Annotated in this window: 14 protein-coding genes and 3 tRNA genes; 6 read left to right on the top strand and 11 right to left on the bottom strand. The window is 60.0% G+C overall.

Going from position 1 to position 16,050, the window contains the following annotated elements:
• Nucleotides 1-8: 8 nt before the first annotated feature.
• The 3 genes from GIW28_RS25880 to GIW28_RS25870 form a co-directional block, all read right to left on the bottom strand.
• A tRNA-Val gene (locus GIW28_RS25880) sits at nucleotides 9-84 on the bottom strand.
• Nucleotides 85-457: 373 nt separating this feature from the next.
• Nucleotides 458-534 (bottom strand) — tRNA-Asp (locus tag GIW28_RS25875).
• Between the two features lie 19 nt (nucleotides 535-553).
• Nucleotides 554-629, bottom strand: a tRNA-Val gene (locus GIW28_RS25870).
• Nucleotides 630-788: 159 nt separating this feature from the next.
• Here GIW28_RS25870 and rdgC point away from each other — a divergent pair.
• The 3 genes from rdgC to sugE all read left to right on the top strand — a co-directional run bounded on the left by rdgC (nucleotide 789) and on the right by sugE (nucleotide 3,305).
• Nucleotides 789-1,709 carry a recombination-associated protein RdgC gene (gene rdgC / locus GIW28_RS25865; protein ID WP_003172886.1) on the top strand — a complete coding sequence of 307 codons (921 nt, stop codon included), beginning with the start codon at nucleotides 789-791 and terminating at the stop codon, nucleotides 1,707-1,709.
• Between the two features lie 209 nt (nucleotides 1,710-1,918).
• Entirely contained in the window at nucleotides 1,919-2,878 is a 960-nt protein-coding gene (locus tag GIW28_RS25860; RefSeq protein ID WP_099547867.1) for a bile acid:sodium symporter family protein, read from the top strand.
• A 112-nt stretch (nucleotides 2,879-2,990) separates the two neighbouring features.
• Nucleotides 2,991-3,305, top strand: coding sequence for a quaternary ammonium compound efflux SMR transporter SugE (sugE, locus tag GIW28_RS25855; RefSeq protein ID WP_099547866.1), 315 nt, complete (start codon nucleotides 2,991-2,993; stop codon nucleotides 3,303-3,305).
• A 107-nt stretch (nucleotides 3,306-3,412) separates the two neighbouring features.
• Here sugE and GIW28_RS25850 read toward each other — a convergent pair whose 3' ends face one another.
• The 3 genes from GIW28_RS25850 to GIW28_RS25840 form a co-directional block, all read right to left on the bottom strand.
• On the bottom strand, nucleotides 3,413-5,287 hold the full coding sequence (locus GIW28_RS25850) for an MFS transporter (protein WP_099547865.1): 1,875 nt from the start codon (nucleotides 5,285-5,287) through the stop codon (nucleotides 3,413-3,415).
• Between the two features lie 65 nt (nucleotides 5,288-5,352).
• A complete protein-coding gene (locus GIW28_RS25845) occupies nucleotides 5,353-6,531 on the bottom strand; it encodes a TDT family transporter (RefSeq protein ID WP_236447084.1) in 1,179 nt (392 codons plus the stop codon).
• A gap of 109 nt (nucleotides 6,532-6,640) precedes the next feature.
• A complete protein-coding gene (locus GIW28_RS25840; protein ID WP_017136392.1) occupies nucleotides 6,641-7,831 on the bottom strand; it encodes an MFS transporter in 1,191 nt (396 codons plus the stop codon).
• 91 nt (nucleotides 7,832-7,922) lie between these two features.
• On the opposite strand from GIW28_RS25840, the gene GIW28_RS25835 reads away from it, so the two are divergent.
• Complete coding sequence (locus GIW28_RS25835) at nucleotides 7,923-8,462, top strand: TetR/AcrR family transcriptional regulator (RefSeq protein ID WP_099547863.1); 540 nt, start codon at nucleotides 7,923-7,925, stop codon at nucleotides 8,460-8,462.
• A 175-nt stretch (nucleotides 8,463-8,637) separates the two neighbouring features.
• Here the strand turns inward: GIW28_RS25835 and GIW28_RS25830 are convergent, their stop codons facing one another.
• The 4 genes from GIW28_RS25830 to GIW28_RS25815 form a co-directional block, all read right to left on the bottom strand.
• Nucleotides 8,638-9,417: an ABC transporter permease gene (locus GIW28_RS25830; RefSeq protein WP_017136394.1), complete on the bottom strand. Its 780-nt coding sequence runs from the start codon at nucleotides 9,415-9,417 to the stop codon at nucleotides 8,638-8,640.
• The gene (locus GIW28_RS25825) at nucleotides 9,414-10,346 is read right to left on the bottom strand and encodes an ABC transporter ATP-binding protein (protein WP_017136395.1); all 933 of its coding nucleotides are present in this window, start codon (nucleotides 10,344-10,346) and stop codon (nucleotides 9,414-9,416) included. Before GIW28_RS25825 ends, GIW28_RS25830 begins: the two co-directional genes overlap by 4 nt.
• Before the next feature lie 134 nt (nucleotides 10,347-10,480).
• Complete coding sequence (locus GIW28_RS25820) at nucleotides 10,481-11,098, bottom strand: glutathione S-transferase family protein (RefSeq protein ID WP_099547862.1); 618 nt, start codon at nucleotides 11,096-11,098, stop codon at nucleotides 10,481-10,483.
• A gap of 56 nt (nucleotides 11,099-11,154) precedes the next feature.
• Nucleotides 11,155-11,826: a transglutaminase-like domain-containing protein gene (locus GIW28_RS25815; protein ID WP_138453680.1), complete on the bottom strand. Its 672-nt coding sequence runs from the start codon at nucleotides 11,824-11,826 to the stop codon at nucleotides 11,155-11,157.
• 178 nt (nucleotides 11,827-12,004) lie between these two features.
• On the opposite strand from GIW28_RS25815, the gene GIW28_RS25810 reads away from it, so the two are divergent.
• Both GIW28_RS25810 and GIW28_RS25805 read left to right on the top strand, forming a co-directional pair.
• On the top strand, nucleotides 12,005-14,452 hold the full coding sequence (locus GIW28_RS25810) for an acyl-CoA dehydrogenase (RefSeq protein WP_236447085.1): 2,448 nt from the start codon (nucleotides 12,005-12,007) through the stop codon (nucleotides 14,450-14,452).
• A 91-nt stretch (nucleotides 14,453-14,543) separates the two neighbouring features.
• Nucleotides 14,544-14,951: a PA2817 family protein gene (locus tag GIW28_RS25805; protein WP_010567536.1), complete on the top strand. Its 408-nt coding sequence runs from the start codon at nucleotides 14,544-14,546 to the stop codon at nucleotides 14,949-14,951.
• A 140-nt stretch (nucleotides 14,952-15,091) separates the two neighbouring features.
• On the opposite strand, the gene GIW28_RS25800 is transcribed toward GIW28_RS25805, so the two are convergent.
• A complete protein-coding gene (locus tag GIW28_RS25800; RefSeq protein WP_099547859.1) occupies nucleotides 15,092-16,024 on the bottom strand; it encodes a LysR family transcriptional regulator in 933 nt (310 codons plus the stop codon).
• Between the last annotated feature and the right edge of the window lie 26 nt (nucleotides 16,025-16,050).

Raw genomic sequence — 16,050 nt, 5'->3', positions numbered from 1 at the left:
GAAACGAATGGTGGGTGATGACGGGATCGAACCGCCGACATTCTGCTTGTAAGGCAGACGCTCTCCCAGCTGAGCTAATCACCCTTCGCTTCGGTGTGGGCGGCATAATACACCAAAAATCTGCAATGTCTTGATTTAAATGCAATTTATTTAAAATAATTTCTCTGGTGTCCTCCGCGCCCCGGAAAACGGGGCCTCAAGCCCCAAATGTGAGTCTATTGCGTTTATACGTTGCTTGGCGGCACTGTTAAAAACCATTATCAATGACACCTGAGCCGCGCAACGTGATGGTGACAACGCGTTGGGATTTCTGATCAGCCCATAAAAAAACGCCGCCAATCATCGGAAATGATCGGCGGCGTTTTTTTGGTTTTACAAACCCCGGACAGCAAAAAGCCCGCTCAATGAGCGGGCTTTCTGTGGTGACCTGGCGTTCAGTGTTCCAGGTTACCGAATATGGCGCAGCGGACGGGACTCGAACCCGCGACCCCCGGCGTGACAGGCCGGTATTCTAACCGACTGAACTACCGCTGCGCGTAACACTTGAAACGAATGGTGGGTGATGACGGGATCGAACCGCCGACATTCTGCTTGTAAGGCAGACGCTCTCCCAGCTGAGCTAATCACCCTTCGCTTCGGTGTGGCGCGCATTCTACGGAGCGACCTTAAGTCTGGCAAGCACTTTCTTAAATCTTTTTTTTCAGCCCTTCCAATGGCTTAGGCAGGGTTGGCCTCAGCCCGGATCAAGAGAATAATGCCCCCCTTTGTATAAAGGAGAGACTCACCCCATGTGGTTCAAGAACCTGCTTATCTATCGCCTGACCCAAGATCTGCCTGTTGATGCCGAGGCGTTGGAAGCGGCCATGGCCACCAAACTGGCGCGCCCGTGTGCAAGCCAGGAGTTGACCACTTACGGTTTCGTCGCACCTTTTGGTAAAGGTGAAGACGCTCCCCTGGTGCATGTCAGCGGTGACTTCCTGCTGATCGCTGCACGCAAGGAAGAACGCATCCTGCCGGGTAGCGTGGTGCGTGACGCGCTTAAAGAGAAAGTCGAAGAGATCGAGGCCGAGCAAATGCGCAAGGTCTATAAGAAGGAACGCGACCAGATCAAGGATGAAATCATCCAGGCCTTCCTGCCGCGCGCCTTTATCCGTCGCTCGTCGACTTTCGCCGCCATTGCGCCGAAACAGGGCCTGATCCTGGTCAACTCGGCGAGCCCGAAACGCGCCGAAGACCTGCTGTCGACCCTGCGCGAAGTAATCGGCACCCTGCCGGTACGCCCGCTGACGGTTAAAACCGCACCAACGGCGATCATGACCGACTGGGTCACCACGCAGAAGCCGGCCGATGACTTCTTCGTCCTCGACGAATGCGAACTGCGCGACACCCACGAAGACGGCGGCATCGTGCGCTGCAAGCGCCAGGACCTGACCGGCGAAGAGATCCAACTGCACCTGACTACCGGCAAAGTCGTGACGCAATTGTCCCTGGCCTGGCAGGACAAGTTGTCCTTCATGCTCGACGACAAAATGACCGTCAAGCGCCTGAAGTTCGAAGACCTGCTGCAAGACCAGGCTGAACAGGACGGCGGCGACGAGGCATTGGGCCAGCTGGATGCCAGCTTTACCCTGATGATGCTGACGTTTGGTGAGTTCCTGCCGGCGTTGGTTGAGGCACTGGGCGGCGAAGAAACCCCGCAGGGCATCTAAGCCATGTGAAGATCAAAATGTGGGAGCTGGCTTGTGTGGGAGCTGGCTTGCCTGCGATAGCATCAACTCGATCCAGCTGAAGACCGAGGTGCCTGCATCGCGGGCAAGCCCGGCTCCCACACAAGCCAGTCCTCACACAAACATCTCCCACACAAGCCCCACATTTGATTGCAGTTACACCCTCGAACTCTAATAACAAGGACTTCCCCATGCGCGCACTCGCCGCCTTGAGCCGCTTCGTTGGCAATACCTTCGCCTACTGGGTGTTGATTTTCGCGGTGCTCGCCTTCCTTGAGCCCGGCTGGTTCATTGGCCTCAAAGGCGCCATCGTGCCGCTGCTGGGCCTGGTGATGTTCGGCATGGGGCTGACCTTGAAACTGGAAGACTTCGCCGAAGTCGCCCGCCATCCCTGGCGCGTGGCCCTCGGCGTGGTTGCGCATTTTGTGATCATGCCGGGCGTGGCCTGGCTGCTGTGCCAGGCGTTCCACTTGCCGCCGGAAATCGCCGTCGGCGTGATCCTGGTCGGGTGCTGCCCAAGCGGCACGTCGTCCAACGTCATGACCTGGCTGGCCCGGGGCGACCTCGCGCTGTCGGTAGCCATCGCTGCCGTCACTACCCTCCTCGCCCCGCTGCTGACGCCCGCATTGATCTGGCTGCTGGCCTCGGCCTGGCTGCCGGTGTCATTCATGGAGCTGTTCTGGTCGATCCTGCAAGTGGTGTTGCTGCCGATCGTGCTGGGCGTGGTGGCGCAACGCGTGCTGGGCGACCGGGTGCGCCATGCCGTGGAGGTATTGCCGCTGGTCTCAGTGGTAAGCATCGTAATCATCGTCGCTGCAGTCGTTGCAGCGAGCCAGGCGAAGATCGCCGAGTCCGGCCTGTTGATCATGGCCGTGGTGATGCTGCACAACAGCTTCGGTTATCTGCTCGGTTACTTCACCGGCCGCCTGTTCAAACTGCCGTTGGCGCAGCGTAAATCCCTGGCGCTGGAAGTGGGCATGCAGAACTCCGGGCTGGGCGCCGCGCTGGCCAGTGCGCACTTTTCGCCCTTGGCGGCGGTGCCGAGCGCGCTGTTCAGCGTGTGGCACAATATTTCCGGGGCATTGCTGTCGACTTACTTTCGCAGAATGAGCGAAAAAGAAGACCGTCGCGCCCTGGAGAGCGCGCCGTAAACTTGATCACCTGATCAATTTTCGGCAAGCTACCGGGCTTCGCGGGGACGACCTCGCGACGCTCTCAAGCGCTTAATCCGGGGACGACCCCAGCTATAGAGGGGAGATCAACATGTCCTGGATCATTCTGTTTTTTGCCGGGCTGTTTGAGGTCGGCTGGGCGGTCGGCCTGAAGTACACCGACGGTTTCAGCAAGCCGCTGCCGACAGCACTGACGATCGCCGCCATGGCCATCAGCCTCGGCCTGCTGGGCCTGGCCATGAAGGAGCTGCCGCTGGGCACCGCCTATGCCATCTGGACCGGTGTGGGTGCGGTAGGCACGGTGATCGCCGGGATTATCCTGTTTGGGGAGTCCATGGCGATGTTCAGGTTGGCGAGTGTGGCGTTGATCATTTGCGGGCTGGTTGGGCTCAAGATCAGCGCCTGAGCCACTACCGCTATCGCAGGCAAGCCAGCTCCCACATTGGACGGTGTTCAGCGTTCAAATGTGGGAGCTGGCTTGCCTGCGATGAGGCCCTTACAGCCAGCAAATAACTACCTGACACTCCCGCGCAACACCCCTACCCGCGCCTGCAACTGCTCAGGCGTCGCGGCCTCCACCGCAACCGGCTCACCCGCCACCAACACCACCCGCGACCAGATCCGATGAAAGATGCCCTTGTTCGGATCGCGACTGAAAAAGCTCCCCCACAACCCCTGCAACGCCATCGGAATCACCGGCACCGGGGTCTGCTCCAGAATCCGCGTCAACCCGCTACGGAACTCATTGATCTCGCCATCGGCGGTCAGCTTGCCTTCCGGGAAGATGCACACCAACTCCCCTTCCTTCAGGTACTGGGCAATTCGCATGAAGGCCTTTTCGTAGATCTGGATATCTTCATGGCGCCCGGCAATCGGAATCGCCCCGGCCGTGCGGAAGATAAAATTCAGCACCGGCAAACGGTAGATCTTGTAGTACATCACAAAGCGAATCGGCCGACGTACCGCGCCGCCAATCAACAGTGCATCGACAAACGACACGTGGTTGCACACCAGCAGCGCCGCGCCTTCATCCGGAATCAGCTCAAGGTTGCGATGCTCCACGCGGTACATGGAATGGCTGAGCAGCCAGATCATGAAGCGCATGGTGAACTCGGGGACGATTTTGAAGATGTAAGTGTTGACCGCAATGTTGAGCAGCGACACCACCAGGAACAACTCGGGGATCGACAGCTTGGCCACGCTCAGCAGCAGGATCGAGACGATGGCCGAAACCACCATGAACAACGCATTGAGAATATTGTTGGCCGCAATGACCCGCGCGCGCTCGTTCTCGGCCGTGCGCGACTGGATCAGCGCGTAGAGCGGCACGATATAGAAGCCACCGAACACACCCAGGCCAAGGATATCGAACAACACCCACCACGCCTGACCGTAGCTGAGTACCGCCAGCCAGCTATGTTCCTGGGCCGATTGCGGAAAGCCGCCCGAGTGCCACCACAGCAGCAGGCCGAAGACCGTCAGGCCAAACGAGCCAAACGGCACCAGGCCGATCTCGACCTTACGGCCCGAGAGCTTTTCGCAGAGCATCGAGCCAACGGCGATGCCCACCGAAAACACCGTAAGGATCAGCGTCACCACAGTTTCGTCGCCGTACAACCATTCCTTGGCGTAGGCCGGGATTTGCGTCAGGTAGATCGCACCGACAAACCAGAACCACGAGTTGCCGACAATCGAGCGCGACACTGCCGGCGTCTGCCCCAGGCCCAGGCGCAAGGTGGCCCAGGATTCGCTGAAGATATTCCAGTTCAGGCGCAGCTCGGGCGTGGACGCCGCCGCCCGCGGAATACTGCGGCTGGCCAGGTAGCCGAGCACCGCCACGCCGACAATCGCTACCGCCACCAAGGGCGCGTAATTGCTCGACGACATGATGATCCCGGCGCCAATGGTGCCGGCCAGAATGGCCAGAAACGTGCCCATTTCCACCAGTCCGTTGCCGCCCACCAGCTCATCGTCGTGCAACGCCTGGGGCATGATCGAGTACTTCACCGGGCCGAACAACGCCGAATGCGTACCCATGGCAAACAGCGCCAGCAGCATCAGTTCCAGGTGGTTGAACAGGAAGCCTGTGGCGCCCACGGCCATGATCACGATCTCGCCGATCTTGATCGCGCGGATCAGCGCGTCCTTGTTGAATTTCTCGCCAAACTGCCCGGCCAGCGCCGAGAACAGGAAGAACGGCAGGATAAACAACAAGGCGCACAGGTTGACCCAGATGGAGCGGTCGCCCTCGATGGTGAGCTTGTAGAGAATAGCCAGGATCAGCGATTGCTTGAAGATGTTGTCGTTGAATGCGCCCAGTAACTGGGTGATGAAAAACGGCAGAAAGCGCCGTGTGCGCAGCAAGGTGAATTGTGAGGGGTGGCTCATCGTCCGTGTTCCTGCGTGGCCTGAAGGCGTGTAGTTTCTCAGGCCACGACTTTACCTAATCGCGCTTACTTATTCGCTAGTCCTGCAATGCATGGCGAAACAAAAAGCTCACCTTTATAGGCGCCCTGCACGGTGCGCTTGGCCACGATCAGCCACATCAGCGCCAGTGCCAGCACCAGCACGCTGCCCAATACGCTGAAAAAGCTCAGGTGCAGCAGACTCGCCAGCTTCAGCGTGGCTAACGCGTAAACCCCCAGCGGGAAGGTAAACCCCCACCAGCCGAGGTTGAACGGAATGCCGGCGCGCAGGTAGCGCAGGGTGATCAGTACCGCGATCAGCATCCACCACAAACCGAAGCCCCACAGCGTGATGCCGGCTACCAAGCCCAGGCCATTGGCCATTTCGCCCACACCCGGCAAGCCATTGGCGGCGAAAATCGCCGGGGCGTCACCGCCCAACAGCAACATGCCCAGCGCACCAGTGCCGATGGGGCCAAGGGCCAACCAGCTCGACGCGGCCATATTGGCAGGCGGCAGTTTATGCAGGGCCATGCGCAACATCAGGATGGTCAGGATGCTGAACGCCACCGGCAGGGAAAACGCCCACAGCACGTAGCTGGTCACCAGCATCACCAGTTGCGCATGGGCGTCGGCCAAGTGCGGCGCCAGCAAGCCACCGCTGGCGGCAGCGACTTCGGCGGCAACCACCGGCAACAGCCAGACGGCGGTCATCTGGTCGATGCTGTGTTCCTGGCGGGTGAACATCATGAACGGGATCAACACACCACAGGCCAGGGCCATCGCCACGTCCAGCCACCATAAGGCTTCAGCCAGCGGGATCACCTCACTGCCCCAGCGCGGCAGGCCGAACAGCAGCAGGCCATTGAGAATGGTGGCCAGGCCCATGGGAATGGTGCCGAAGAACATCGACACCGTGGAGTGCCCGAAGATGCGTCGCGCTTCGTGGAAGAACATCACCCAACGCGCCGCGTACAACAGGCTGAACAGCACAAACAGGCCAATGGTGAACACCCACAGCCCTTCGGCAATGGCGTGCAAACCTGGCAGGTTGAACGGCAGTTGAGCCAAGGCCAGGGCCAGCACGCCGGTACCCATGGTCGCGGCGAACCAGTTGGGGGTGAACTGGCGAATCACTTCCCGTGGGCGGGTCAGATGGCTCAAGGGCTTATAGCTTGGGGTTTTGCAGCCTGGGGGCGTGCAACTGGGAGTCGTCGTGCAGGTCATGATGGCAATCCTCTTCCTCGTATGAGGTTGAAGCCATCATAGAACCTGAATGAATATCTATATAACGGGTAATATCTCTATAAGTTATCTACTTTACCAATATACAGCATCACTCTACTGCCGCCTTGGCCCGCACCGAGTTCTGCAGCATCAAACCGACCAAGGCACTCAGGGCCAGCAATATCAGCGCCGCACCATAGCCTTCAGTCGTGACGATAAGGCCGTAAACCTGGCACAAGTAACCCGCCAACAGCGCTGGCAGGCAAAACGCCAAGTAGCTCAAGACATAGAACGCCGACATCAAACCGGCCCGCTCATGGGGCAACGCCAGTCCGACAATGCTGCGCACACTGCCCATGAAGCCGCCGCCAAAACCAAAACCTGCAATCACACTGGCGACAAAGAACAGCCACAAAATACCCATGTGGACGGCCACCAGCAGCAACGCGACGCCCACGGCCAACAGCCCTGCCGACAGCCGCATGATTTTATCGGCCGGGCGCTCGCGCACGCTGTAGATCATCACCGCGCCACTCAAGGTCACGACCGCCACCAGGCCGCCACCGATCAGGTGCGAAGTGGAACCGGTGGCAGCCTTGATCAGCGACGGCGCCAGGGATGAGAAGAACCCGCCCAGCGCCCACACCGCCACATTCAGCGGCATCACCAACCATAAAGCCCGGCGCGCTTGCTGCGGCACATGCAGGGTCGGCGCCAGCGACTTCAAGGCCCCCGGAATACGACTGACGGTTTCCGCCAGGCGCCACACATACACAGCCTGCAACACCATCAACCCCAACAGCGTGAAGTAAATCAATTGGGTAGGACGCGGCGCGAACTCCACCAGTAGGCCACTGCCCAGCCCGCCGCTGGCCATGCCCAACAGCGGCGCCAGGCTATTGAGCATCGGGCCGCGCTGGCGGTCGGTGTCGAGCAAGGTCGCACTCAGCACCGCCGTGGCCATGCCGGTGGCGAAACCTTGCAGCGCGCGGGCGGCAATCAGGTGCGCGGTGCTGTCGGCGTTGATAAACAGCAGCATCGCCGCAATATTGAGCAGCAATGCGACGAAAATCACCGGCTTGCGCCCCAGGTGATCCGACAGTGAACCCACGGTCAGCAACGCTGCCAACAGGCTGACGGCGTATACGCCGAAAATCACCGTGAGCATTGTCGCGGAGAAATGCAGGTTTTCCTGATACACCTGATACAACGGCGTCGGCGCGCTGGACGCGGCGAGGAAGGTCAACACCGTGATGACCAGGAACGCCAGACTGGACCGCTGGGAAATAACGCGAGACATGGGCACACTCCACTAAAGCTAATACTTTGCTTTTGCGCAGTGTGCTACCGGCGCGCGCTTAAAGCAAATTCTTTGTGTTAAGGTTTTACGCATGGCGATAAAAGAAGGCCTTCGCCCGGGAGGCCGCAGTGCCCGGGTCCAAGAATCGGTGCATTCAGCAGTGCGTGAGCTGTTGGAAGCCCATGAGCGCTCCAGCGTTACCGTACCGATGATTGCGACGCGCGCAGGCGTCACGCCCTCGACCATTTACCGGCGCTGGGGCGACTTATCCGTGCTGTTGGCTGATGTGGCCCTGGCCCGCATGCGCCCCGACTGTGAGCCGGCGAATACCGGCAGCCTGCGCGGTGATCTGCGGGCCTGGGCCGAGCAATACCTGGATGAAATGAGCTCCGAGCCAGGGCGCAACATGATGCGTGACCTGCAGAGCATGATCACACCGGGTTATTGCGTGAGCATTCTGAGTGGGCAGCTTCAGACGATTATCGATCGCTACCCACAGAGTACGCCGCCGAGCGTGGACCATTTAATCAACCTGCTGGCGGCGCCGACGGTGTTTCGCATTTTGTTCTCGACCGAACCACTGACGGTGCAAGAGCTGCACGGACTGATCGAGCTGGCACTTAAAGGTTAAACCTCTGCACAAAACCAAAGGTGGGAGCTGGCTTGCCTGCGATGGCGGTCTGTCAGTTAAACAATGGCTGCCTGACCCATCGCTATCGCAGGCAAGCCAGCTCCCACATTGACCCTGCCTGCAGTCAATAAAAAACGGCCTCACTTGGAGGCCGTTTTTTATTGCAGCTAACGGCTTAGGTACGCATCCCGCGCCCACTCACCAGCAACCGCGCACAGCCGACATACAGCACCACGGTCGCCACCAGCATAAAGGTGATCGCCACGCTGATCTTGATATCCGACACGCCCAGGATGCCGTAGCGGAAGGCGTTGACCATATGCAACACCGGGTTGGCCAGCGACACGGTCTGCCAGAACGGCGGCAGCAAGGTAATGGAGTAGAACACCCCGCCCAGGTAGGTCAGCGGCGTCAGCACGAACGTCGGGATGATCGAAATATCATCGAAGTTGCGGGCAAACACGGCGTTGATGAACCCCAGCAGCGAGAAGATCGTCGCCGTCAGTACCACCACCAGCAGGGTGACCCCAAGGTGATGCACCTGCAGGTGGGTGAAGAACAGCGACAGCAAGGTCACGATCACCCCGACCATCAAGCCGCGCAGCACGCCACCCAGGGTGTAGCCGATCAGGATGGTGTGCGGCGACACCGGCGAGACCATCAGTTCTTCGATGGAGCGCTGGAACTTGCTGCCGAAAAAGCTCGAGACCACGTTGCCGTAGGAGTTGGTGATCACCGACATCATGATCAGGCCCGGCACGATGTACTCCATGTAGGTGAAGCCACCCATGTCGCCGATCTGGCGGCCGATGAGGTTACCGAAGATCACGAAGTACAAGACCATGGTGATCGCCGGCGGCAGCAGGGTCTGCGGCCAGATCCGGGTAAAGCGCTTCACTTCGCGGTAAACGATGGTCTGCAGTGCGACGAGGTTGGGTTGCAGTTCGGAACTCATACCGCCACCTTCGCCAGATTTTTCTCCACCAGGGACACGAACAACTCCTCAAGGCGATTGGTTTTGTTACGCAGGCTCAGCACTTCGATGCTCTGGGCCGCCAACTGGGTGAACAACGCGGTGATGCCCATGGCTTTGTCCACCTGCACTTCCAGGGTGTGGTCATCGACCAGGCGGCTTGGGTAGCCGAGCAGTTGCGGCGCCACCGACAGGTTGTTTTTCAGGTCCAGCAGGAAGGTTTCCACATGCAACTGGCCCAGCAGGTTGCGCATGCTGGTGTTCTCGACAATGGTGCCGTGGTCGATGATGCCGATGTTGCGGCACAGCTGCTCAGCCTCTTCCAGGTAATGGGTGGTGAGGATGATGGTGATGCCCTTCTCGTTCAGCTCGGTGAGGAAGGTCCACATCGAACGGCGCAGCTCGATATCCACACCGGCGGTCGGCTCATCGAGGATCAACAGGCGCGGTTCATGCACCAGCGCGCGAGCGATCATCAGGCGGCGCTTCATACCGCCGGACAGCGAACGCGAAGGCACGTCGCGCTTGTCCCACAGGCCCAACTGAGTCAGGTACTGCTCGGCGCGTTCCTTGGCGATTTTCGCCGGGATGCCGTAATAGCCGGCCTGGGTCACGACGATGTCGAAGGTCTTTTCAAACTGGTTGAAGTTGAATTCCTGGGGCACCACGCCGATGGAGCGCTTGAGCGCCGCCGGGGATTTGTCCAGGTCATGGCCAAAGATATTCACCGAGCCACTGGTTTTGTTGACCAGGGTCGAGAGGATGCCGATGGTGGTGGATTTGCCGGCACCGTTGGGGCCGAGCAAGGCGAAGAAGTCACCTTCGGCAACGTCCAGATCGATACCACTCAGGGCCTGGAAACCGTTGCCGTAGGTTTTGGTTAGCTGCCGGATGGACAGAGCGGAACTCATATCGGATTACGCACCAGAGAAGGGAATAGAAAGAGTAGATGAGCGCGCAGCGCATGTAGTTCAACGGCGGCGCATGACAAGCATGGTGCTTGCCCGCGCCGCACAAGTACAGTCACCTGTATTAATAGTCAGTATTAAGTCAACGCGGTCATCACGGCCTTGCGGTAGGCCGGGCGATCTTTGAGGCGCTGGTACCAGGCCTCTAGATGGGGCATTGCCGGGCGCTCGATGGGCATCTCGAACCAGGCGTAGGCAAAGCAGCCCAAGGGGATATCGCCCATGCCGAAATGCTGGCCGCTGAGGTAGGGTTGCTCGGCGAGGGCCTGGTCAACGGTGTTAAGCGCATCGATACAGGCTTGGCGCCCGGCATTGATGCTGTCCCAGTTCTGTTTTTCCGCCGGGGTACGCAGGATGCCCCAGAACACCGCCTTGAACGGATCGGCGAGCGTCGACGTGGTCCAGTCCATCCACTTCTCGGCGCTGGCCCGGGCTTGCAGGTCGTTCGGGTAAAAATCCGACGCGCTCTTGGCGCACAGATAACGCACGATGGTGTTGGATTCCCACAACACAAAGTCGCCGTCTTCGATCATCGGCACCCGGCCATTGGGGTTCAAGGCCCGGTATTGCGGCGTGTCGACCACACCAAAAGCCCCGCCCGCATCAATTGCCTCATAGTCCAGGCCGAGTTCCTCGGCGCACCACAGTGCCTTCCTGACGTTTGATGAATTTTTACGACCCCAGATTTTCAGCATGACCGCGCCTTATCGTTGATGAACATGGCTTGATGAACGCAGCAGCATACGCCGGTTCACCTGCGGCTTAAATCGCTGTGCATATCGCTGTGCATGTCCTTCAGCGAGATCGGCGTGTCGTCGGCAAACAGGTGCGGGTAACACTGCTGAATATGCGCGAAAAAAAACGCTTCGGGCACGTCGCTGAACTGGCCGTGGTCCAGCACATATTCCATCGAGCGCCGGCCCTGGCGGTTGAAGGCGTGGAACACGCTGTCGTTGACCCCATCGAACGCCAGCGGTGGCACGTCGAACAACTCGCACAGTTGACTGTTGAACGCCGGCGTGGCCTTGACCCAACGGCCGTGCAGGTACAACTCGGTATAGCCGTGCATGGCGAACACATCACTTTTGAGCAGCGCGAGCAGGCGCGGTGTCGATAAATGATTGCGCACGTCCGCCAGGCCAATGCGCGCCGGGATCCCGCAATGACGGGCACAGGCGGCCAATAAGGTGGCCTTGGGTACACAGTAGCTCTCGCCGGTGGCCAGGGCAAAGCTGGCACTGAGGGTATTTGGATCACGGCTGAAGGTGTACGGGTTGTAGCGAATCGCCTCACGCACGGCGTAGTAGAGACTGACCGCCTGGTCACTTAAATCCGGGCGGGTTCCGCGATGTTTTTCGGCGAACTCCACCACCGCAGGGTGGTCACTATCGATGAAGCGGCTGGGATTCAAGTACGTATCCATGAGCTTTATCTCCAAGGGAAGCCTTGAGTCTAACGACAGGCCTGCCGTGGAGATAACGACGATTCGGCCAAATGTCGGCGTGCGCCAGCACAACTCGTTACACCCTCGCCACCGCGCTTTTTCGGATGCCGACTAAGCTCCATGGTGGTTTCGCCCTTGGTTTCACGGAGGATTGAATATGCTGTTGTTGTGGATACTGGTTCTGGTGGTCGGCATTGCCTACCTGGCACACCGCCGCACCGCGCCCCTGCCCGCGCTGGGCGTGGTTGCCGTCTACCTGCTGGCGATGGGCGCCTGGAGCCATGCACCGGGTTGGCTGCTGGTCATCCTCTGGGTGCTGATCGCCGCCGTGGCCGTGCCCCTGTTGCTGCCCGACCTGCGCCGCCAATACTTCACCAAGCCGCTGTTCAGCTGGTTCCAGAAAGTCCTGCCGCCGATGTCCGAGACCGAGCGCGACGCCATCGACGCCGGCACCGTGTGGTGGGACGGCGAACTGTTCAGCGGTCGCCCCGATTGGGATAAATTGCTGGCCTACCCCAAGGCGCAACTGACTGAAGAAGAACAAGCGTTTATCGACGGCCCTACCGAAGAACTCTGCGCGATGGTCAGCGACTGGGAAATCGGCCAGGCCATGGACCTGCCGCCCGCTGCCTGGGAGCACATCAAAACCCACGGTTTCTTCGCCCTGATCATTCCCAAGGAATATGGCGGCAAGGGTTTCTCCGCCTATGCCCACTCCCAGGTCGCGATGAAACTCGCCACCCGCAGCGGCGACCTCGCCTCCACCGTGATGGTGCCTAACTCCCTCGGCCCGGCCGAGCTGCTGCTGCATTACGGCACCGACGAACAACGCAACCACTACCTGCCACGCCTGGCCCGTGGCGACGATATCCCCTGCTTCGCCCTCACCGGCCCACTGGCCGGCTCCGACGCCGGCGCCATGCCCGACACCGGCGTGATCTGCAAAGGTGAATGGGAAGGCAAGGAAACCCTCGGCCTGCGCCTGAACTGGGAAAAACGCTATATCACCCTCGGCCCGGTCGCGACCCTCCTCGGCCTGGCCTTCAAGGCCCATGACCCGGACCACTTGTTGGGTGAGGAAGAAGACCTGGGCATCAGCCTGGCGCTGATCCCCACCGACACGCCCGGCGTGGAAATCGGCCGTCGCCACCTGCCGTTGGGCGCCGCCTTTATGAACGGCCCCAACTCCGGCAAGGACGTGTTCATCCCCCTGGAATTCCTTATCGGTGGCCAGGAAATGCTCGGCAAGGGCTGGATGATGCTGATGAACTGCCTGTCGGTCGGCCGTTCGATCTCCCTGCCTGCGGTCGGTACCGGCGCGGCCAAGTTCACCAGTTTGGTGACCGGCCAATACGCTCAAGTGCGCGAGCAATTCAACGTGCCGCTGTCGGCCTTTGAAGGTATCCAGGAAGCCCTGGCGCGCATTGGCGGCAACGCCTGGCTGATGGACAGCGCGCGCATGCTCACCGCCAACGCGGTCGACCTGGGCGAAAAGCCTTCGGTGTTGTCGGCGATTCTCAAGTACCACCTCACCGAGCGCGGTCGCGAGTGCATCAGCCACGCCATGGATGTGCACGGCGGCAAGGGCATCATCATGGGGCCTAACAACTACCTGGGCCGCAACTGGCAAGGCGCGCCGATCTTCATCACAGTGGAAGGCGCGAACATCCTCTCGCGCAACCTGATGATCTTTGGCCAGGGCGCGATCCGCTGCCACCCGTTCGTGCTTAAGGAAATGGCCCTGGCCGGTCGTGAAGACCATGACCAGGCGCTCAAGGAATTTGACGGCCTGCTGATGCAACATATCGGATTTGCCGTGAGTAACGCCGCCAGCACGTTGGTGCTGAACCTCGGCATCGGGCACTTTGAAAAAGCCCCGGGCAACCGTTTGAGCCAGGGTTATTTCCGTGCATTGAACCGTCAGGCCGCAGCATTCGCCCTGCTCGCCGACTTGAGCATGATGTTGCTCGGCGGCGAGCTGAAACGCCGCGAACGCCTGTCGGCGCGCCTGGGTGATGTGCTGAGCCATATGTATCTGGCCTCGGCTGCGCTCAAGCGTTATCACGACCTGGATTCGCCGGATCACCTGGAGCCGCTGTTTGCCTGGGCCATGGAAGAAAGCCTCGGTGAGTCGGAGCGTGCCCTGGATGAGCTGCTGAGCAACTTCCCGAACAAGGTCCTCGGTTGCCTGCTGCGGGTGATCGTGTTCCCGTTCGGCCGTCGTCACACGGGGCCTTCCGATGCTTTGGACGCCGAAGTGGCTGCGGTGATTGGCCGTGCCAAAGGCGACCCGACCCTGGAAGAGTTGCTGGCGGGTTGCTATCGCCCGCAATCGGCAGAAGACCCGGTGGGTGCCCTGCAACATGCCTACGACCTGCTGGGTGCCAGCCACCCCTTGCAGAAAAAACTCCACACCGCGCTCAAAAGCGGCCAGGTCAAACCGGCCGCCGGCGAGCATGCCATCGACGCGGCGCTGCACGCGGGCGTATTGCAACCGACCGAAGCGCAAACCCTGCGCGACGCCGAAGCCGCGCGCCGCAAGGTGATCGATGTGGATGATTTCAGCAAGGAAGAGCTGACCCAGGCTGAGGGTAAAGTGCGCTGACCGCTCACACCCTATAAAGCTAAGGTCATATAAATACGGGCGCGAGAGGCATATACTCTCGCGCCCGTTTTTGCTTTAGAGGACTTATCTCGTGTCCAACGTCGTTGCCGATCATCTCGTCTTGCTCGACCACTTGCGCAGCATCCTGGTTGCCGTCGGCGAAGCCGAACAGGTGCCCGAGGAAAGCCACACCCTGTTCCTGGAGCGCTTCGACGAATTGCGCGCCCTGCTGCCGATCGACCCGATCGAGAGCCAATACCTGGGCCAGGACCTGATGAGCCAGGTCATCCTGCGTTACCCGCAAATCGCCCACCTGGTGCCTCGCGACCTGCTGTGGTTCTTCGGCGGTGATTGCCTGCACTTTATGCCCGATGAAGAACTGGACCTGTACCAGGCCCTGGAAGAACGTCGCTTTGAAGCCGAACAGAACGATGAACCGTTCGACTGGAACCAGGAAAAACAGCTGCTGGCCATGCCGCAGGATCAGAGCAAGCACTGATTTTAAATGTGGGAGCTGGCTTGTGTGGGAGCTGGCTTGCCTGCGATGCAGGCGACTCGGTCTATCAGTTAAACCGAGGCGATACAATCGCAGGCAAGCCAGCTCCCACACAAGCCAGCTCCCACAGTTGGACCGCACTCCTACCTTCGGCGCAGTGTCGGCTCCTTCGCCATGCACTCCACCAGATAATCAATAAACACCCGCAACTTCGGTGGCAGATACCGCGTGGGCGAATGCAGCAACCACGCCTCACCATGGTAGGACGCAATAAAATCCCACTCGGGCAATACCTGCACCAGGCTCCCCGCCGCCAAGGCGTGGCGCGCCGTGAAGTACGGCAAGCTACCAATCCCCACATGCTGCAACACCGCATCCAGGCGCACGCCGGTGTGGTTCGCGGCGTAACGCCCGCGCACGCCCACGGTCACCGCCTTGGCACCCTGACGAAACTTCCAGCGTGAATCCCCCGGCGTTTCGCCCAGGTAAATGCAGCTGTGTTCCAGCAAATCATGGGGATGTTCAGGCGTACCCTGCGCGGCCAGGTACTGCGGCGTGGCACACAACAGGTGCTCGATGGGTAACAGTTGGCGGCCGACCAAGCCCGGCGGCGGGCTGTCGGTGATGCGGATGCTGAGGTCCACATTGTCGTCGATCAGGTCCACATGCCGGTCTTCCAGGATCAATTGCACATCCACCTTGGGATAGCGCCGCAAGAACTCCGACATATGCGGGTGCACCACAAACCGGCCCACCGCCTTGGGCACGCTGACCCGCACCAGGCCTTCGGCTTCATGGGTGAACTGGCCACTGATCTCCATCACCGAGCGCGCTGCGTTGACCATCTCCTGGCAACGCTTGAACACTTCTTCGCCGCCTTCGCTCAAGCGCAATTTACGCGTGGTGCGTTGCAGCAAGCGTGTCGCCAGCGCCTGTTCGAGACGCGAGATACTGCGGCTCACCGCCGAGGGCGAAACGCTCAGCTGTCGCGCCGCTTCGGAGAAACTGCCGGTCTCCACGACTTTGACGAAAATCGCCATTTCACCCAGCAGTGGCAAAGGAAGATTGATGCTCATGACGCACAGGTCCATTGATAATTGAA

It is taken from the genome of Pseudomonas sp. PA-5-4B (assembly GCF_021606215.1).
Classification (GTDB): domain Bacteria; phylum Pseudomonadota; class Gammaproteobacteria; order Pseudomonadales; family Pseudomonadaceae; genus Aquipseudomonas; species Aquipseudomonas edaphica.
The sequence above is the reverse complement of the archived record's forward strand: the minus strand, read 5'-3'. Positions and strand labels throughout refer to the sequence as shown.